This is a genomic window from Martinezella rhizogenes (assembly GCF_027460065.1).
Taxonomy (GTDB): domain Bacteria; phylum Pseudomonadota; class Alphaproteobacteria; order Rhizobiales; family Rhizobiaceae; genus Agrobacterium; species Agrobacterium rhizogenes_C.
Genome location: NZ_JAPYZZ010000008.1, coordinates 185,883 through 205,685, shown reverse-complemented (window position 1 = coordinate 205,685; position 19,803 = coordinate 185,883). Strand labels below are relative to the sequence as shown.

The 19,803-nt window shown below is 60.5% G+C and carries 15 protein-coding genes; 13 read left to right on the top strand and 2 right to left on the bottom strand.

Annotated elements, in window-relative coordinates; translation table 11 throughout:
- Nucleotides 1-59 precede the first annotated feature (59 nt).
- Entirely contained in the window at nt 60-800 is a 741-nt protein-coding gene (gene hutC / locus O8B93_RS15385) for a histidine utilization repressor (RefSeq protein WP_269710802.1), read from the top strand.
- Between the two features lie 35 nt (nt 801-835).
- Here the strand turns inward: hutC and O8B93_RS15380 are convergent, their stop codons facing one another.
- Entirely contained in the window at nt 836-1,450 is a 615-nt protein-coding gene (locus O8B93_RS15380; RefSeq protein ID WP_269710801.1) for a TetR/AcrR family transcriptional regulator, read from the bottom strand.
- A gap of 304 nt (nt 1,451-1,754) precedes the next feature.
- Here O8B93_RS15380 and O8B93_RS15375 point away from each other — a divergent pair, with 304 nt between their 5' ends.
- From O8B93_RS15375 to O8B93_RS15360, 4 genes are all read left to right on the top strand, one after another.
- Complete coding sequence (locus O8B93_RS15375) at nt 1,755-2,831, top strand: efflux RND transporter periplasmic adaptor subunit (RefSeq protein ID WP_269710800.1); 1,077 nt, start codon at nt 1,755-1,757, stop codon at nt 2,829-2,831.
- The gene (locus tag O8B93_RS15370; protein WP_269710799.1) at nt 2,831-3,916 is read left to right on the top strand and encodes an efflux RND transporter periplasmic adaptor subunit; all 1,086 of its coding nucleotides are present in this window, start codon (nt 2,831-2,833) and stop codon (nt 3,914-3,916) included. The genes O8B93_RS15375 and O8B93_RS15370 overlap by 1 nt, the downstream gene beginning before the upstream one ends.
- Nucleotides 3,913-6,984, top strand: a complete 3,072-nt coding sequence (locus O8B93_RS15365; protein WP_269710798.1) for an efflux RND transporter permease subunit — start codon at nt 3,913-3,915, stop codon at nt 6,982-6,984. The genes O8B93_RS15370 and O8B93_RS15365 overlap by 4 nt, the downstream gene beginning before the upstream one ends.
- Before the next feature lie 207 nt (nt 6,985-7,191).
- Nucleotides 7,192-7,908, top strand: coding sequence for a FadR/GntR family transcriptional regulator (locus O8B93_RS15360; RefSeq protein WP_269710797.1), 717 nt, complete (start codon nt 7,192-7,194; stop codon nt 7,906-7,908).
- On the opposite strand, the gene O8B93_RS15355 is transcribed toward O8B93_RS15360, so the two are convergent.
- On the bottom strand, nt 7,877-9,310 hold the full coding sequence (locus O8B93_RS15355; RefSeq protein ID WP_269710796.1) for an aspartate ammonia-lyase: 1,434 nt from the start codon (nt 9,308-9,310) through the stop codon (nt 7,877-7,879). The genes O8B93_RS15360 and O8B93_RS15355 overlap by 32 nt on opposite strands.
- Before the next feature lie 270 nt (nt 9,311-9,580).
- On the opposite strand from O8B93_RS15355, the gene O8B93_RS15350 reads away from it, so the two are divergent.
- The 8 genes from O8B93_RS15350 (at nt 9,581) to O8B93_RS15315 (ending at nt 19,780) form a co-directional block, all read left to right on the top strand.
- Nucleotides 9,581-11,038: an amino acid permease gene (locus O8B93_RS15350; RefSeq protein ID WP_269710795.1), complete on the top strand. Its 1,458-nt coding sequence runs from the start codon at nt 9,581-9,583 to the stop codon at nt 11,036-11,038.
- Nucleotides 11,035-11,988 carry an asparaginase gene (locus O8B93_RS15345; protein ID WP_269710794.1) on the top strand — a complete coding sequence of 318 codons (954 nt, stop codon included), beginning with the start codon at nt 11,035-11,037 and terminating at the stop codon, nt 11,986-11,988. The genes O8B93_RS15350 and O8B93_RS15345 overlap by 4 nt, the downstream gene beginning before the upstream one ends.
- 328 nt (nt 11,989-12,316) lie before the next feature.
- Nucleotides 12,317-12,406, top strand: a complete 90-nt coding sequence (gene kdpF, locus O8B93_RS15340; RefSeq protein ID WP_080829109.1) for a K(+)-transporting ATPase subunit F — start codon at nt 12,317-12,319, stop codon at nt 12,404-12,406.
- Between the two features lie 32 nt (nt 12,407-12,438).
- Nucleotides 12,439-14,142: a potassium-transporting ATPase subunit KdpA gene (gene kdpA, locus O8B93_RS15335; protein ID WP_269710793.1), complete on the top strand. Its 1,704-nt coding sequence runs from the start codon at nt 12,439-12,441 to the stop codon at nt 14,140-14,142.
- A 9-nt stretch (nt 14,143-14,151) separates the two neighbouring features.
- On the top strand, nt 14,152-14,316 hold the full coding sequence (locus O8B93_RS15330) for a hypothetical protein (RefSeq protein WP_269710792.1): 165 nt from the start codon (nt 14,152-14,154) through the stop codon (nt 14,314-14,316).
- A 43-nt stretch (nt 14,317-14,359) separates the two neighbouring features.
- A complete protein-coding gene (gene kdpB / locus O8B93_RS15325) occupies nt 14,360-16,444 on the top strand; it encodes a potassium-transporting ATPase subunit KdpB (protein ID WP_269710791.1) in 2,085 nt (694 codons plus the stop codon).
- A 12-nt stretch (nt 16,445-16,456) separates the two neighbouring features.
- Nucleotides 16,457-17,023: a potassium-transporting ATPase subunit KdpC gene (kdpC, locus tag O8B93_RS15320; RefSeq protein ID WP_269710790.1), complete on the top strand. Its 567-nt coding sequence runs from the start codon at nt 16,457-16,459 to the stop codon at nt 17,021-17,023.
- A gap of 54 nt (nt 17,024-17,077) precedes the next feature.
- Entirely contained in the window at nt 17,078-19,780 is a 2,703-nt protein-coding gene (locus tag O8B93_RS15315; RefSeq protein WP_269710789.1) for a sensor histidine kinase, read from the top strand.
- The last annotated feature ends 23 nt before the right edge of the window (nt 19,781-19,803 follow it).

The window sequence follows — 19,803 nt, the reverse complement described above, 5'->3', positions numbered from 1 at the left end:
TTGTGCTTCTACGGATTCTGGCTGCGTTTTGTGCAGCCGCCCGATTTTTAGGAGTTTTAATGCTGCCCGTCATCGAAAGCGAGTTTCCTATCTCGGGCGATCGCTCCTCCCTGCCGCTGTACGAGCGCGTGAAAGAACAGATCAAGGAAAAGATCGCCAGCGGAGAGTGGTTGACGAACCACAGGATACCTTCGGAAAATGAGATGGTCGACATGCTGGGCGTCAGCCGCATGACGGCAAACCGCGCTTTGCGGGAACTGGCAACCGAGGGGGTGATTGTTCGTGTTCAGGGGCGTGGATCCTTCGTCGCCCCGAAAAAGCGAAGCGCCGGCATGATGGGTGTGCGCAACATTGCCGACGAGATCAAGGAGCGCGGGTCGACGCATCGGCCGAGCCTGATACTCGCCCAGACGGAAGTTTGCGGCCCGGATCTCGCAACGGCGCTGGAGATTGGTGTAGGAGCGAAGGTCTTTCATTCCATCATCGTCCACCACGAGGACGACGTGCCGATCCAACTGGAGGATCGCTTCGTGAATGCCGAGATCGCGCCGGATTATTTAATGCAGGATTTCACGACGCTCACGCCCAATGCCTATCTGACGGCGGCGGCACCCATTTCCCGGGCGGAGCAATTTATCGAGGCCGCATCACCCCAGCCCTGGGAATGCAAACTGATGGCCATCAGCCGGAATGAGCCCTGCCTTCTCGTGCGCCGTCGAACCTGGTCGTCGAGTCGCGCGGTGACGTCGGTCCGGTTACTGTATCCCGGTTCGCGATACCGGCTCGAAAGCCAGGAATAGCACCGGTCTTCTGCGATGCTGCGGCCGATTGACGATCAAGCCAGCAGCCCGCGCATGATCAGATCGAGATGAATCGACAGGACGGCCTGTTTGTCCAGGCTGCGCCGATCATCGAAGATCAGTCGAAATACCAATGTTCCGACCATGGGCGACATCACCACCTTGGCGAGTTCAGGGGGATTGGCCCGGAATCTTTTCTTCGCCACGCCCTCATTCAGGATCGTATCGATGCGCGCGAAAACCGGCGCCATCAGCGTGTCATGGTGCTGGTCGATGAGTTCAGGAAATTTTGCGCCTTCCGCAACGATCAGGCGAAATAGTTCGCGCATTTTTCGGTTGTCGACCAAGGCGTCGAACAGGAATTCGAGCAGCAAGCGAAGCTCCTCGACGGGGTCTTCTGATTTATGCGTATAGGCCTTGAAGGCCTCCTGAAACGGCAGGGAGGCATGTCTGACCATCGCCTCGAACAGCGCCTCCTTGGTCTCGAAATAGACGTAGACCGTGCCCTTCGTAACGCCCACCCGTTCCGCAATGTCCTCCACCCGCGTCGCCGTGAAACCTCTTTTGGTGAATTCCTCGAATGCGGCGTCGAGAATTTGCAGCGGACGTTGTATCTTCTGTTCAGCGCGTGTCAGTTTTGCTTTCGCCATGGCCCCCGGGTCCTTCTTTATTTTTGGCGCGTGCTCTTCTGTCCGTCGCGAATGGCGGAAATGAGTGTTGGTTGCCTATAGCACCGGCGCAAAAACCGGAACGGATTTTTGTGAAGGCGCACGCATGCTTCATATGCCGGAACATTGCCGATGCGCCCGCACGGATGTGCCGGACGAACCCGGAATGATCATTCGGGGAACTGGCCCGATACCTCGGACAGATCACCGATCAGCGGCATAAGAATTTCATTGACTATTCAGTTAGTCAAATATTATAGGATGAGGCGAAGATCAAGAGGTCACCATGAAAACCATCCTTATCGCGGCGGCGCTTGGCGGCATTTTCGCCCTGTCGTCCTGCAGTAATGAAGAACCGCCTGCCGAAAAGCCGCTGCGCACTGTCGATGTGGTGGCGGCTGAGAAAAAGCCTGTCGATCGCGGCAGCGTCATAACCGGTGAGGTGCGGGCAAGGGTCCAGACGGATTTGTCTTTCCGGGTCAGCGGCAAGATCATCGAACGGCTGGTGGATGTGGGTGCGCGGGTGAAGACCGGACAATTGCTCGCTCGTATCGACCCCGAAGAGCAGAAGGCCGACATTGATGTTGCCTTGGCCAACCTGCAATCCGCCGAAGCACAGCAGACACAGGCGCAGCTGACGTTCGACCGCCAGCAGAGCCTGTTCAAGACGCAGGTGACCTCGCGTTCGGCGGTCGACAAGGCTCAGGAAACCCTGCTCACCACGCAAGGGGCGGTGCGATCGGCGCAGGCCCAACTGGATACGGCACGCGATGCACTGTCCTATACCGAGCTGAGGGCGGATGCGGATGGCGTTATCACGGCGCGCAATGTTGAGGTCGGCCAGGTGGCGCAGGCCGCCCAGCTTGTCTTCACGCTGGCGCATGACGGGCCGCGCGATGCGGTCTTCGACGTCTACGAATCCCTTTTCCTCGAACGCGACATCGACAATCTCGTCAACGTCGGCCTCCTGTCGGATCCTGCGCAAACCGTCGCGGCGCCCGTGCGTGAGATTTCCCCGACGATCGATCCCGACAATGGAACGATCCGGGTCAAGGTCGGTCTGAACGGCGACATGACCATGCCGCTTGGCGCGCCCGTATCCGGCCATTTCCGCTTCAGGCAGGTCGATGCGATCGAGCTTCCGTGGTCGGCAATGACCTCGCAGGACGGCGTCCCCGCTGTCTGGCTGGTCGATCCGCGATCGTCGGAAGTCGCCATGCGACCGGTTCAGGTCGCCGATTACGAGACCGGCCAATTCGTCGTCACGGAAGGGCTCAATCCGGGTGATCTCGTCGTCACCGTCGGGACCAAATTTCTCCGCACCGGTGAAAAGGTCGCCTATGAAAAGGGGCAGGCACAATAATGTTCAGGATAAACAGAAGCTTGTTTTTATTGCTCCCCGCAATCGCCCTCTCGTCCTGCGAGGAAAAGCAGGAAGCGGCCGCTGAAGCGCCACGTCCGGTGCTTTCCGTTGTCGTTGAAGAAAAGTCGGCCGATGCATTGCGGCTGACGGGCACGGTGGAATCGCGCATTCAGACCGATCTTGGTTTCCGCGTTCTCGGCCGCATCATCGCCCGCAATGTCGATGTGGCCGATCTGGTCAAGAAAGGCGACGTGGTGGCCTCGATCGATCCGCTGGCGCTGGAACTGTCGGTGAAAAGTGCACAGTCCGATCTTTCCAATGCCGAGGCGCAACTCGCCAATGCGGTGACGACCGAACAACGCCAGCGTGTGCTGGCCGAAGCCCGCAGCGGCACGGAAGCGGCACTGGAAGAGGCGGAACAGGCCACGCGCACGGCCAATGCTTCCGTCGCCAAGGCCCGCGCCAATCTTGACAAGGCGGAGGAACAGCTGGGTTATGCGCAGTTGCGCGCCGAATTTGACGGTGTGGTGACTGCCACGTCGGGCGAAATCGGCCAGGTCGTTTCTGCCGGCCAGACGGTGGTGACCATCGCCCGTCCAGAAGTGCGCGACGTGGTGGTGGATGTTCCGCAATTTGCGGCGCAGCAGCTGGAAATCGGCTCGACCTTCGAGATTGCCCTTCAACTCGATCCGAAAATCCACATGACCGGGGTGGTGCGCGAGATCGCTCCGGAAGCCGAAACGGCGACGCGAACTCGCCGCACGAAGATCAGCCTGCAGGACGCGCCGCAGGCATTCCGGCTCGGTTCCGTTGTCACGGCTCTGGCGCTTGCCGCCTCCGAACCGCAGATCACGCTTCCCGCGTCGGCACTGTTGAAAACCGATACTGGCTGGGGCGTCTGGATCGTTAATACCGATACGGCAACGGTGACCTATCGCCCGGTCACGATAGAAGGCGAGCCCGCCGAGGGCGGCAGCGTGCGCATTACCGGCGGCGTCAAGCCCGGTGAGCGCGTTGCCAGCGCCGGTGTGCACAAGCTTAGGGATGGACAAGCCATCAGGATCGATCAGGAGGTCCGTCAGTGAAGAAATTCAATCTTTCCGACTGGGCGCTCGAACACCGTTCGCTCGTCTGGTACTTCATGCTGGTCTTCGTTCTCGCCGGCGTTTTCTCCTATCTCAACCTCGGCCGCGAGGAAGATCCGAATTTCACCATCAAGACCATGGTGATCAGCGCGCAATGGCCGGGTGCTTCCGCCGAGGAAGTGGCCCGCCAGGTAACCGACAGGATCGAGAAGAAACTCGAGGAACTCGACAATCTCGATCATCTGCGCAGCCAGACGGTAGCGGGCCGCACGACGATTTTCGTGGAACTGGTGCCGGAAACAAAGGCGCGCAACGTCGAACCCACCTGGGTGCGGGTGCGCAACATGATCGGCGATATCAAGGGAGAGTTTCCCTCCGGTGTCGTCGGCCCCTTCTTCAACGACCGCTTCGGCGACGTCTATGGCAATATCTATGCCTTCACCAGCGACGGTCTCAGCCAGCGGCAATTGCGTGATCTAGTGGAAGATGCCCGCGCCAAGGTGCTGACCGTCGACAATATCGGCAAGGTCGATGTCATCGGCGCGCAGGATGAGGCGATCTATCTGGAATTTTCCACCCGCCAGATCGCGGCGCTCGGCATCGACCAGCAGTCGATCATCAAGACGCTGCAATCGCAGAACGCCGTCACGCAATCCGGTTTCGTCAATGCAGGTCCGGAGCGCGTGGCGCTGCGCGTCAGTGGCCAGTTTACCTCGGAAGACAGCCTGCGGTCCATCAATCTGCGCGTCAACAACCGCTTCTTCCCGCTGACGGAAGTGGCGACGATCAGGCGTGGTTATGTCGATCCGCCATCCTCTCTGTTCCGTTTTAACGGCCAGCCGGCCATCGGCCTTGCGATCGGCATGAAAACCGGTGCGAACCTGCTGCATTTCGGCGAGGCGCTGGATGCGCAGATGAAGCGCGTGGTAGCGGATCTACCTGTTGGCGTCGATGTGCATCGGGTGTCCGACCAGCCGGCCGTGGTCGATGAGGCGGTCTCGGGCTTTACCTCGGCGCTTTTCGAGGCCATCGCCATCGTTCTCGTCATCAGCTTCATCAGCCTTGGCCTCAGGGCCGGCATGGTGGTTGCCGTCTCCATTCCGCTCGTGCTGGCAATCACTTTCGTCTACATGGAATACTCAGGCATTTCGCTGCAACGCATCTCGCTGGGTGCGCTCATCATCGCGCTCGGACTTCTCGTCGACGATGCGATGATCGCGGTCGAAATGATGGTGGCGCGGCTCGAGGTGGGAGACGATCTCAGGAAAGCGGCGACCTATGTCTATACCTCCACCGCCTTTCCGATGCTGACCGGCACGCTGGTCACCGTCGCCGGCTTCATCCCCGTTGGCCTCAACAACAGTGCGGCCGGCGAATTCACCTTCACGCTTTTTGTGGTGATCGCCGTTTCGCTGATCGTGTCATGGATCGTCGCGGTTTTGTTCACGCCATTGCTCGGGGTGACGATCCTGCCGAAGACGATGAAATCTCATCATGAAAAGAAGGGGCGATTTGCCTCGGCCTTTTCCTGGCTTCTCGGCCGGGCGCTGCGCTGGCGCTGGGTGACGATTGTCGCCACGGTCGCGTTGTTTGCCCTGTCCATCGGTGGCATGAGCCTGGTGCAGCAACAGTTCTTCCCGTCATCCGACCGCGTCGAGCTTATCGTCGACTGGAACCTGCCGCAGAACAGCTCGATTGCCGAAACCAACCGGCAGATGGCCAAGTTCGAGCAGGATATGCTGGCCAAGAATCCGGATATCGATCACTGGACAAGCTATGTGGGTGAGGGCGCGCCGCGTTTCATCCTGTCCTTCGACGTGCAGACGCCCGATGTCACCTTCGGCCAGACGGTCATCGTCACCAAGGGGCTGGATGTTCGCGACAAGGTGCGCGCCGAGTTGCAGGACTATCTGAACAAGACTTTTATCGGCACCGACGCGTTCGTGAAATTGCTCGATATCGGCCCGCCGGTCGGCAAACCGGTGCAATATCGCCTGAGCGGCCCCGACATCCAGAAAGTCCGTGAGCTCGGGCAGCAATTGTCGGGCATTGTCGGCGAACACCGGCTGCTGTCCAATCTGGTCATGGACTGGAACGAGCCGACGCGTGTGGTCAAGGTCGACGTTCTCCAGGACAAGGCCCGCCAGCTCGGGGTTTCCTCGGAAGATATCGCCAATGCCATGAACAGCATTGTCGAGGGCTCCACCGTTACCCAGGTTCGGGACGACATCTATCTCGTCAATGTGGTGGCGCGGGCGCAGCTGGCGGAGCGTGGTTCCATCGAGACCCTGCAGAACCTGCAATTGCCGGCAACGAACGGCAAGGCCGTACCGCTCTCGGCCATTGCCAATTTCCGCTATGAGCTGGAACAGCCGACCATCTGGCGCCGTGACCGGATCCCGACGGTTACCGTCAAGGCCGCTATAATCGGCCCGACGCAGCCTGCGACGATTGTGGAGCAGCTGAAGCCGAAACTCGAGGCCTTCGAGAAGACGCTTCCCGTCGGCTACAAGTTGGAGGTTGGTGGCTCGGTTGAATCCAGCGCGGATTCGCAAGCGCCGATCGTCGCGGTAGTGCCCTTGATGCTGTTTGCAATGGCAACGATTCTCATGGTTCAGCTACAAAGTTTCAGCCGGCTGTTCCTGGTCTTCGCCGTGGCGCCAACGGCCCTGATCGGCGTGGTGGTGGCGCTGCTTTTCTCCAATGCGCCGATGGGCTTCGTCGCCATTCTCGGCGTGCTGGCGTTGATCGGCATCCTGATCCGCAACTCGGTCATCCTCGTGGTGCAGATCGAGCATCTGAGGAGCGAAGGGGTCTCGGCCTGGCGCGCCGTCATCGAGGCGACCGAGCACCGCATGCGGCCGATCATGCTGACGGCAGCGGCAGCCACACTTGCCCTCATCCCCATCTCCCGGGAGATTTTCTGGGGGCCGATGGCTTATGCCATGATGGGCGGTATCGTGGTGGGCACGGCGCTGACGCTGCTTTTCCTGCCGGCGCTCTATGTCGCATGGTTCCGCATTCCGCGCGAGGATGACAAGCCGGAAGGACACGACGTCACGGCCTGATACTGGAAACGGAGTGAGGGCGTTACCCCTCACTCCCATAAAAATATCCGCCGTCGTTGTTCCCATGGGCAGGATAATGTTAGGAAGGTCGGCTTAGCTGCGAGAGCGGTGGCCGTCCTTTTGTTTTCGGACGCCGCATGATCTTGCATATCGAATCCGTATGTCGCCGATATTGCGGATCACATTGGGGTGTCGGAGGGCTTGAAGATGGGCGGGTTGTCGGATTGGCTAACGGAGGCACAGCCGATTAATCGCAAGAATGCCGCAGAAGCAGTGTTCGATGATATCCGTTCCGCCATTACCTCGGGGCAGCTTGCGGTCGGTACCCGGCTGCCTGCCGAGTCCCACCTGGCGGTGCGATATGGCGTCAGCCGGCCGATCATCCGCGAGGCGCTGCGCTCGCTTCAGACCCTGGGCCTGACGCAGACCCGCACCGGCAGCGGTACTTATGTGATGACGCCGACGCCGCCTTCCGAATTGAGTTATGGCGCCTATTCCGCCCGCGATCTGATCGAGGCCCGGCCCTTCATCGAGGTGCCGGCCGCCGGGTGGGCGGCACTGCGGCGCACGGATGCGCAATTGGCAACTCTGCTGCACCTCTGCGACCGGATGGAAGCCGAAGAGAGGCCGCATCCCTGGGTGTTGCTCGACGGGCAATTTCACTGCGCCATCGCGGAAGCTTCGGCCAATGGACTATTCGCGAAGGTGGTGGCCGATGCCCGTGAAGCGCTTTCCCAGCAGTCCGAGATGGTCAATCTGATGGCGGGCCGCCGTGTCGCCTCGAATTTCGAGCACCGCCGGATCGTCGAAGCGATCCGGCGGAATTCAGCACCCGAGGCGCGTGAGGCGATGGAGATTCACCTCGGCCAGGTGAAGCAGGTGGTGACGACGATCATCGGCGAAGATCGGCTTCGCCAGCCGTAACGGCAATGGCGGGAAGGTTGGCAAGATGCCGCGGGCTCAGCGCCTGCTGCAATTGCGCTTCCGTCAGATAACCCCGTTCCAGAACCACCTGCGGCACGGTGCGGCCGCTGGCAAGCGCTTCCTTCGCCACTTCCGTCGCTGCGTAATAACCGATCAGCGGATTGAGCGCGGTGGCGAGACCGATCGATTCTTCCACGCGCTGCGCCATGATGCCGGGATTTGCGACGATGCCCTCAACGCAGCGTTCCGCCAATGTGCGGCAGGCGGCGCTGAGCTGGCTGATGCTCTGCGACAAAGCCCGCACGATGATCGGCTCGAAGGCGTTCAACTGCAGTTGCCCGGCTTCGGCTGCCATGGTGATGGTGATGTCGTTGCCGATCACCGCATAGGCAACCTGGTTGACCACTTCGGGAATAACAGGGTTGATCTTGCCCGGCATGATGCTGGAACCCGCCTGGACGGAGGGCAGGGTGATCTCGCCGATGCCGGCGCGGGGGCCGGAGGAGAGCAGGCGAAGGTCGTTGCAGGTCTTCGACAGCTTGACGGCAACGCGTTTCAGCACGCCGGAAAGGTGCACGAAGGCGCCGGGATCCTGTGTGGCTTCGATCAGGTCCGCGGCCGTGACCAGCGGCCGTCCGGTCAGCTCAGCCAGATGCTGGCAGGCAAGCTCGGCATAACCGCGCGGCGCATTGAGCCCGGTGCCGATGGCGGTGGCGCCGAGATTGATCTCGTGCAGCAGGGCGGCGGATTCGATCAGGCGGGCCTGATCTTCGCCGAGCATCACCACGAAAGTGCGGAATTCCTGGCCGAGTGTCATCGGTACGGCGTCCTGCAGCTGGGTGCGACCGATCTTGATGAAGCCGGCAAATTCCTGCGCTTTGCGGTCGAAGGCGTCTTTCAGCAAGCCCATGGAGGCCGCCAGATCGTCGATCGCCTCGATCAGCCCGACATTGATCGCCGTCGGATAGGCGTCGTTGGTCGACTGGCTGAGATTGACATGGTCATTGGGATGAAGACGGGCATAATCGCCTTTTTCGTGACCGAGCAATTCAAGAGCGCGGTTGGCGATGACCTCATTGGCGTTCATGTTGGTGGAGGTGCCGGCTCCGCCCTGGATTTCATCGACCACGAATTGCTCGTGCAGCGCGCCGGCGCGGATTTCGCGGCAAGCTTCCGCGATCGCCTCCATGCGCTCCTTATCCAGCAGGCCGAGTTCGTGATTTGCGCGTGCGGCCGCCTCCTTCACATAGGCCAGTCCCCTGACGAGATAAGGGTTGTGGCCAATGGTTACCCCGGTGATCTTGAAGTTTTCCACGGCACGCGCCGTGTGCACGCCCCAATAGACATCAGCCGGAATTTCCTTCGTCCCGAGCAAATCATGCTCCCTGCGCGTCACACTCACTTTTTCCTCCACTGGCTTTTAAGTGTTGTAATATCTGTAAAGCTGTCTTACAGATTTTTCGACCTTAATCTTGGTGGAGGAGAAGGTCAATCATATCGAATACCCTTGACGAACGGCATTATCTGCCATTATGAGGGCAAAAATCTGTCATGCAGCTTTACAGCATGCATGTATTCGCTGGCCATGTTTCCAGCCCTGGGGACGACGCCAGTTCCACTTTGATTTCCGGCTTATTGCCGATTACAAGCGTTTTATCGGGAGGATAAATCCATGCATTCTGGAAAAACGGCACCCGCCGAACGTGAGGTCTTCATCGAGGAGGATCTCGGTTACCATAAAGCCCTGAAGCCGCGCCAAATCCAGATGATCGCCATCGGTGGCGCCATCGGCACGGGGCTCTTTCTGGGTGCCGGTGGGCGTCTCGCTCAGGCTGGTCCGGCGCTGGTTTTCGTTTATGCGCTTTGCGGTTTCTTCGCGTTTCTGGTGCTGCGCGCGCTCGGCGAGCTGATCATGCATCGCCCGAGCTCCGGTTCCTTCGTCTCCTATGCCCGTGAATTCTACGGCGAGAAAATGGCCTTTGCGGCCGGCTGGATGTATTGGCTGAACTGGGCCATGACCTCGGTGGCTGACGTGACCGCCGTCGCGCTCTATATGAATTTCTTTAAACAATACGTGCCCTGGCTTGCAGGCATCGATCAGTGGGTGTTTGCGATGACCGCGCTCGTCGTCGTGCTGGCGATGAACATGCTGTCGGTCAAGGTCTTCGGCGAACTGGAGTTCTGGTTCAGCCTGATCAAGGTTCTTGCGCTCGCCATTTTCCTCGTCGTTGGCGTCTACTTCGTTATTTTCGGCACGCCCATCGAAGGACACGTCACCGGCTTTAGCCTGATTACGGACAATGGCGGCTTTTTCCCGAACGGCATTCTGCCGGCCTTCGTGATCATACAGGGTGTCGTCTTCGCTTATGCCTCGATCGAGCTGATCGGCACGGCGGCGGGTGAAACCGAAGACCCGCGCAAGGTCATGCCCCGCGCCATCCGCGCCGTCGTTCTACGCCTTGTGGTGTTTTACGTCGGTTCGGTGCTGCTGTTCACGCTGCTTCTGCCCTACACCGCCTACAAGGCCGGTGAGAGCCCCTTCGTCACCTTCTTCGGCTCCATCGGTGTAGAGGGCGCTGACGTGATCATGAACCTCGTGGTTCTGACAGCCGTATTGTCCTCGCTGAATGCCGGTCTTTATTCCACCGGCCGCATTCTGCACTCCATGGCGGTTTCCGGCTCGGCTCCGGCAGCGCTCGCAAAGATGAACAAGAACGGCGTACCCTATGGCGGCATTGCGGTCACCGCCGTCGTCACGGTTCTCGGCGTTGCCTTGAACGCGGTCGTTCCATCTTCTGCCTTCGAGATCGCGCTCAACCTTTCGGCACTCGGCATCATCTGCGCATGGGCCGTCATCGTGCTCTGCCAGCTGAAGCTCTGGCAGCTTTCGCAGCGCGGTGAGATCGCGCGTCCGGATTTCCGCATGTTCGGCGCGCCCTATACCGGCATCCTCACGCTCATCTTCCTGTTCGGTGTGCTGGTGCTGATGGCCTTCGACTATCCCGTCGGCTCGTGGACGATCGCTTCGCTGATCGTGATCATCCCGGCGCTGGTCATCGGCTGGTATCTGCTGCGCGACCGCATCTATCGACTGGCCGCTGAACGGGCAGGATCGGGAGCGTCGCATTGAGCGGGCAGGGCATATCCCCACTGGTGGCGGTCATCGCCACCGGTGGCACCATCGCCAGCCGGCGCGGCGCCGATGGCGCCAGCACCCCGACCCTTTCCGGCGAGGACCTGCTGGCGCTGGTGCCGCAAATCAACGCCCGGCTGAAGCCTGTCAACCTGATGGCGAAGGATTCGTCCAGCCTGACATTGGCCGACATGCAGCGTATCAGCGATGCCGTTGGCATCGAACTCAGCGATCCCGCCGTGGCGGGCATCGTCGTTCTGCATGGAACCGACGCGATGGAAGAATCCTCGCTGCTCGTCCATCTGCAGCACACCCTTGCCAAACCGGTGGTCTTCACCGGCGCGCAATTTACGGCGGACCACAAGCAAGCGGACGGACCGGCCAATCTGGCCCGGGCCATAGAAACAGCGCTCGATCAGCGGAATGCTGAGAAGGGTGTGCTGCTTTCCTTCGGTGGCCGCTGTCTGCCGGCCTGGGGGCTTTACAAGCTGAGTGCGGATGCGGCGGATGCCTTCCGTTCGGCGCGACCGCTGGTCCAGGCCGCAGCATTGACGCTTGCTGCTCCCGTCACGGATATCAGGGTCGATATCGTCGCCATTCATCCCGGCTGCGACGCGACCCATATCGATGCGAGCCTTGAAGCTGGTGCAAAAGGTATCGTGCTTGCCGCACTCGGTTCCGGCAATGCCAATCCGCTTATTGCTGACGCGGTGAAGCGCTGCGCAGAGCGCAGCGTTCCGGTCGTGGTTTCCAGCCGTGTGCCGGAAGGACAGCTGGTCGCAAGTTATGGCGGCGGCGGTGGTGGACATGATCTCGTAGCTGTGGGCGCGGTGCATTCATCCACGCTTCGGCCAGGGCAGGCCCGCATTCTGCTGGCAGCGCTGCTCGCCGACAACAGCCCGGCAGAAACCATCCTGTCTGCCTTTGGCGAGCCGCTCTCACACTAAGAAGCGGATTAGGACGTGGAAAGGATGCCCGTCTCCGCGGGTATCGAAATTCCTATAGGATTCCTATTTTATTCCATCTGCGGCCGTCTCGAACCTTTATGCGGTTCGGGTGCATTCTTCTGTTCGGGAAGGGATGGTGTTCCCTTCTCAGCCAGAAAGAATGAAAAGCGGCGTCCCACATGGCGGCGCTTTTCTTCCTGTCCGGCTCCCAGATGAAAAAGGAGTCTCATCGATGATGGACGTTATTCTGATTGGTGCAGCGACGGTATTTTTCGCCCTCTGCTTTGCCTATACGCGCGCCTGCGACCGGCTTTAGGCGGAGGCTGCTATGACCTTCGATTACATCCTGAGCGGCGCCGTCACGATCTTTATCGCCGCCTATCTCACCTATGCTCTCATTCGCCCCGAACGCTTTTGACCGAAGCGACGGCTATTGAAAGTTAAAGTACCATGACCCTCAATGGATGGTTTCAGGTCCTGCTTTTCTGCGGGATCGTTTTTGCGCTAGTGAAGCCGCTCGGCTTTTACATGGCGCGTGTCTTTAATGGTGACCGCACCCTGCTGTCGCCGGTTCTCGCACCCGTCGAGCGCGGTCTCTACGCCCTTGCCGGCACCAGCGAGCGCGAGGAGCAGCACTGGACGACCTATGCGTTTTCCATGCTTCTTTTCAACCTTCTTGGTTTTGCCCTGCTTTATGCGCTGATGCGCTTTCAGGCCGTGTTGCCCTATAACCCGCAGGGGATGCCGGCCGTCGGGCCTGAATTGTCCTTCAATACGGCGGTCAGCTTCGTCACCAATACCAACTGGCAGAATTACGGCGGCGAAAGCACCCTGTCCTATCTGACCCAGATGGCCGGTCTCACCGTGCAGAATTTCGTCTCGGCCGCCACGGGCATGGCGATCGCCATCGGCCTCATCCGCGCTTTCTCGCGTGCCTCCGGCAAGGCCATCGGCAACTTCTGGGTGGATATGGTCCGCTCCACGCTCTACGTGCTCCTGCCGCTCTGCATTATTCTCACACTCGTTTATGTGTGGCTCGGCGTGCCGCAAACGCTTGGGCCCTATGTCACGGCGCAGACGCTGGAAGGCGCGCAGCAGACGATTGCCGTCGGCCCCGTGGCGTCGCAGCTGGCGATCAAGATGCTTGGCACCAATGGCGGCGGTTTCTTCAATGCCAATTCCGCGCATCCCTTCGAGAACCCGGACGCCATCTCCAACATGATCCAGATGGTGTCGATCTTCGCGATCGGCGCGGCCTTCACCAATGTCTTCGGCCGCATGGTCGGTAACCAGCGCCAGGGCTGGGCGATCCTTGCCGCCATGGGTGTGCTGTTCATCGCTGGCGTCGCCGTCACCTATTGGGCGGAAGCGGCCGGAAACCCGCTGATGCACGGCTTTGGTCTCGCTGGTGGTAACATGGAGGGCAAGGAGGTCCGCTTCGGCGTGGCGCTCTCGTCGCTCTTTGCGGTGATCACCACGGCCGCATCCTGTGGCGCGGTCAATGCCATGCATGGCAGCTTCACGGCGCTGGGTGGTCTTATCCCGCTTATCAATATGCAGCTGGGCGAAGTGATCGTCGGTGGCGTGGGCGCGGGTTTCTACGGCATTCTGCTCTTCATCGTCATTGCCATCTTCGTGGCGGGGCTGATGGTCGGCCGCACGCCGGAATATCTCGGCAAGAAGATCGAGGCCAAGGAAATGAAGATGGCGGTTCTGGCCATTCTCTGCCTGCCGCTCGCCATGCTGGCGTTTACGGCAACGGCCACGGTTCTACCCTCGGCGGTAGCGTCGATCGGAACGGCCGGGCCGCATGGCTTCTCCGAAATCCTCTATGCCTATACCTCGGCAGCGGCCAATAACGGCTCGGCTTTCGGCGGTCTGACCGGCAATACCACCTGGTACAACATCACCCTGGGTTTCGGCATGCTGATGGGGCGTTTTCTGGTCATCATTCCGGCGCTCGCGATTGCCGGCTCGCTGGTCACCAAGAAGACCGTTCCCGCCTCGGCAGGCACCTTTCCGACAGATGGCCCGCTGTTCGTTGGCCTGCTTGTCGGCACGATCCTGATTGTCGGTGGTCTCACCTTCCTGCCGGCACTCGCGCTCGGCCCAGTTGCCGAACACCTGGTCATGGCGGCAGGCCAGCTCTTCTGAGGTGATGCCATGAATGATGACGTATCTCGACGTAACCGCATCGTTCCCGCCCGCAAAGGCGCTCCCTTCAAAGGGAGCGCCACGCCCGGCGGCTGGTGCGCCTCCAATCTCATTCTTGCGATGATGGCGGCTCTGTTCGCCGCCGTTGTTGCTCTCGAAGTTATCACGGGCTGATCGACCGCCTCGGTCGCCCTGTTTCAAACGCTGGAGCCTCTTCATGAGCCAGTCCAAACAAGCGAGCATCCTCGATTCTCGCATTCTCGTGTCGGCCATCGCCGACGCATTCAAAAAGCTCAACCCGCGCACGCTTGCGCGCAACCCGGTCATGTTCGTGGTGGCGACGGTGTCGGTGCTGACAACGGTGCTGTTCATCCGCGATCTCATCACTGGCGGCACCAATCTCGCCTTTTCCTTCCAGATCAATCTCTGGCTCTGGTTCACCGTGCTGTTTGCCAATTTCGCTGAAGCCGTCGCCGAAGGGCGCGGAAAGGCGCAGGCGGATTCCCTGCGCAAGACCCGCACGGAAACCCAGGCGAAACTTCTAAACGGCGATGATCGCAGCCAGTATAAAATGGTTGCGGGCGACAGCCTGAAGGTGAACGATGTCGTTCTCGTCGAAGCAGGCGATATCATCCCCTCCGACGGTGAAGTCATCGAGGGTGTCGCCTCCGTCAACGAGGCGGCGATCACAGGCGAATCCGCCCCCGTCATCCGCGAATCCGGCGGCGACCGCTCGGCTGTTACCGGCGGCACGCAGGTTCTGTCGGACTGGATCCGCGTTCGCATCACCGCCGCTGCCGGCTCAACCTTCCTCGACCGGATGATTTCGCTGGTCGAAGGTGCCGAGCGCCAGAAGACACCAAACGAGATCGCGCTCAACATCTTGCTTGCGGGCATGACGCTGATCTTCGTTCTCGCCACCGCGACCATTCCGAGCTTTGCGGCCTATGCGGGCGGTTCCATCCCGATCATCGTGCTGGTGGCGCTGTTCGTCACGCTCATCCCCACCACCATCGGCGCGCTGCTGTCTGCCATCGGCATTGCCGGCATGGACCGTCTGGTACGTTTCAACGTTCTCGCCATGTCCGGCCGCGCCGTCGAGGCGGCGGGTGACGTCGATACGCTGCTGCTCGACAAGACCGGCACCATCACGCTTGGCAACCGGCAGGCGACCGAGTTCCGCCCTATCCCCGGCGTTTCCGAACAGGAACTTGCCGATGCCGCCCAACTCGCCTCGCTCGCCGACGAAACGCCGGAAGGCCGCTCCATCGTGGTTCTGGCCAAGGAAAAATACGGCATCCGCGCCCGGGACATGCAGAAGCTGCACGCCACTTTCGTACCCTTCACCGCCCAGACCCGCATGAGCGGCGTCGATTTTGAAGGCGCCTCCATTCGCAAGGGCGCGGTTGATGCGGTTCTTACCTATGTCGATGGCGGCGCTCTGCAACATGGCAATGCGGCGCTTGCCCTCAAAACCGAAACGGACGCTACGCGGGCTATCCGCACAATAGCGGAAGACATCGCCAAGGCCGGCGGCACACCGCTTGCCGTCGTGCGTGATGGCAAGCTGCTCGGCGTCGTGCAACTGAAGGATATCGTCAAGGGCGGCATTCGCGAACGTTTCGCGGAGCTTCGCCGCATGGGCATCCGCACCGTGATGATCACCGGCGACAATCCGATGACCGCCGCCGCCATCGCAGCGGAAGCAGGTGTGGATGATTTCCTCGCCCAGGCGACGCCGGAAAACAAGCTGGAGCTTATCCGCGAGGAACAGGCCAAGGGCAAGCTCGTCGCCATGTGCGGCGACGGCACCAATGACGCGCCGGCGCTGGCGCAGGCTGATGTCGGTGTTGCCATGAATACCGGCACGGTGGCGGCGCGCGAGGCCGGCAACATGGTCGATCTCGACAGCGACCCGACCAAGCTCATCGAGATCGTCGAAATCGGCAAGCAGTTGCTGATGACGCGCGGTGCGCTGACGACCTTCTCCATCGCCAACGACATCGCCAAATATTTCGCCATCATCCCGGCGATGTTCCTGGCGCTCTATCCGCAGCTTGGCGTCCTCAACGTGATGGGGCTTTCGACGCCGCAGAGCGCGATCCTGTCGGCGATCATCTTCAACGCGCTCATCATCATCGCGCTCATCCCGCTGTCGCTGAAGGGTGTCAAATACCGTCCTATCGGTGCCGGAGCGCTCCTGTCGCGCAATCTGGTCATTTATGGTCTCGGCGGCATCATCGTTCCCTTCATCGGCATCAAGCTCATCGACCTCGCCGTCACGGCGCTCGGTCTCGCCTGAGGAGTAAAGACAATGTTTAGACAGCTTCGTCCCGCACTGGTGCTGATCCTCGCCACCACGGCCATTACCGGCCTTGCCTATCCGCTGGGCATGACGGGTCTCGCGCAGGCGCTCTTTCCTGTTCAGGCCAATGGCAGCCTGATCGAGAAGGATGGCAAGGTGGTCGGCTCGCAATTGATCGGTCAGGCCTTCACTGGCGAGACCTATTTTCACGGGCGCCCCTCCGCCGCCGGCGACGGATATAATGCGGCCTCATCGTCCGGTTCCAATCTCGGCCCGACGAGCGCTAAGCTCATCGACCGGGTGAAGACGGATTATGAAGCCGCAAAGGCAGAAAACCCTACGGCCGAAGTTCCCGCCGATCTGGTGACGGCATCGGGCAGCGGCCTTGATCCGCATGTCTCGCCTGAGGCCGCCTATTTCCAGGTGCCGCGTGTTGCGAAGGCAAGGGGCATGGATGAAGCCGCGCTGCGCGCCCTCGTCGAGCGTCATGTCGAAGCGCCCGAACTCGGCTTCATGGGCGAGCCCGTTGTAAATGTGTTGGCACTCAATATGGCACTTGACGCAGCCGGCTCATAAACTGAAATGGCTATGGCTTCTCCGGAAGCCATAGCCTCGACCACTGGTGGTTAAATGCCCGACGATATCAGCAATATGCCGAGCCGACCGTCGCCCGATGCGCTGCTGGAAAATGCCCAGCGCGAGGCAAGAGGCCGGCTGAAGATTTTTCTGGGGGCCGCACCCGGCGTCGGCAAGACCTATGAGATGCTGATGTCCGGCCGGGCCAAGCTTGCGGATGGTGTCGATACCCTTATCGGCGTCGTAGAAACCCATGGCCGCCGGGAAACCGAGGCGCTGGTCGACGGATTGGATGTTATCCCCCGCAAGCGCATTGATTATCGCGGTCAGGTGCTTGAGGAGATGGATATCGACGCCATTCTCGCCCGTCGCCCCGCTCTGGTTCTGGTCGATGAACTTGCCCATACGAATGCCGCCGGCAGCCGCCATCCCAAGCGCTACATGGATGTTCAGGAAATCCTCGCGCAGGGCATCGATGTCTATACTACGCTCAATATCCAACATGTCGAAAGCCTGAACGATGTGGTGGCGCAGATCACCCGCATCCGCGTGCGCGAAACGGTGCCGGACAGCATCATCGACCGGGCCGACGATGTGGAAATCATCGATATCACCCCGGATGATCTGATCAAGCGGCTGCAGGACGGCAAGGTCTACCTGCCGCGTACCGCCCGGCGCGCCATCGAGAATTATTTCTCCCGGGGCAATCTGACGGCGCTGCGCGAACTCGCACTGCGCCGCACGGCGCAGCGGGTGGACGAGCAATTGCTAAACCACATGCAGTCCCATGCCATTTCCGGCCCGTGGGCGGCGGGGGATCGGGTTCTGGTCTGTCTCGACCATGGCGGCAACGGGCCGGGGCTGGTGCGTTATGCCCGCAGGCAGGCGGACCGACTGCGTGCGCCGTGGACGGCGCTGCATCTCGACACGCCGCGTTCGCAGCAACTATCTGAGGTGGAGAAGGATCGGCTGGCGGGCACCATGCGGCTTGCCCAGCAGCTGGGTGGCGAAACGGTAACCCTGCCGGCACTCGATCTCACACGCGAGATCATCGCTTACGCCAATGCCAATAATTTCACCCACATCATCATCGGCCGCCCGCGAAAATCCTGGTGGCAGCGGATTTTTCAGCGCTCGCTGACGCATGATCTGATCGACCACGCCGGCGACATAAGCGTGCACGTCATTTCCGGCGATAAGAATGAGGAAAAGACGGGGCAGGCCGTGAAGCTCGCACCGGCGCGATCCCGCCAGTCTTTCCGGTCCTATCTCAACAGCACCGTTTTCGTCGGTCTGGCGATCATCGTTGGCATCGTGCTCGATCAGACGCTCGACGTTCAAAATCTCGCGCTCGTCTTCCTGATGGCCGTTCTGGCTGCCGCCGTGCGCGGCGGTCTCGGACCGGCGCTTTATGCCTCGCTGCTCGGTGCGGTCGCGTTCAACTTCTTCTTTCTGGAGCCGCGTTATACGCTGACGGTCAGTTCTCCTGATAGCCTTGTCGCCCTTTTGTTTTATTTCGGCGTGGCTCTTGTTGCCTCCAATCTTACGGTTGCCGTGCAGCGGCAGGCGGCCTCCGCACGCTCGAGGGCGCGAACGACCGAAGATCTCTATCTGTTTTCGAAAAAGCTGGCCGGCACGGGAACGCTTGATGATGTGTTGTGGGCAGCTGCATATCAGATGGCGTCGATGCTGAAGGTGAGGGTGGTCCTGCTTATGCCGGAAAACGGGGCCATTGCCGTCAAGGCGGGTTATCCGCCTGACGATACGTTGGTGGATGCCGATATCGCCGCCGCGCAATGGGCATGGGAACATAACAAGGCGGCAGGTCGTGGCGCGGATACGTTGCCGGGTGCCAAAAGGCTTTATCTCCCGCTTCGCACCGGCAGCGGTGCGGTGGGTGTGGTGGGTCTGGATGACGACCGAAGCGGACCGCTTTTGACGCCGGAACAGCAGCGGCTTTTCGATGCGCTGGCCGACCAGGCCGCGCTGGCGGTTGAACGTATCCAGCTCGCCGCGGATGTCGACCGGGCAAGGCTGGCGGCTGAAACCGACCGCCTGCGTACAGCACTTCTGACCTCCATTTCCCACGACCTCAAAACCCCGCTTGCAGCGATCTTGGGTTCGGCCGGAACGCTCAAGGATTTTGCCGATGACATTCCGCCCGATGCGCGTGCCGAACTGCTGTCGACGATCGTCGAGGAATCCGAACGGCTGAACCGTTTCATCTCCAATCTTCTCGATATGACGAGGATTGGATCAGGTGCGATGGAGCCGAATTACGGACTGCATTTCCTTGGCGACATGGTCGGAACGGCGCTGTCGCGCGCGGCGAAGATCGTTGTCCGGCATGAGGTCGTTCTCGATATCCCCTCCGACCTGCCGATGCTGAAGGTTGATCCCGTGCTTTTCGAACAGGTGCTGTTCAACCTCATCGACAATGCGGCCAAATACGCTCCCGAACACACGACCATTGCGATACGCGGCTGGCGGCAGGGAAAAAATATCTTCCTGTCGGTCGCCGATGAGGGGCCGGGCATTCCGCCCGATGATCTTGAGCGGGTTTTCGACAGTTTTTACCGGGTCCGCAAGGTTGACCATGTGCAGGCGGGAACGGGGCTGGGTCTCTCCATCTGCAAGGGGTTCATCGAGGCTATGGGTGGCTCGATCCGGGCGGAAAACAGATCGGATCGCGGCGGAGCGCAATTTTCCATAGGCTTGCCCGTCGCGGTCGATACGCCGGTGCTGGATCATGATTAAGGCGCTATTGCCGGCGAGAGAGG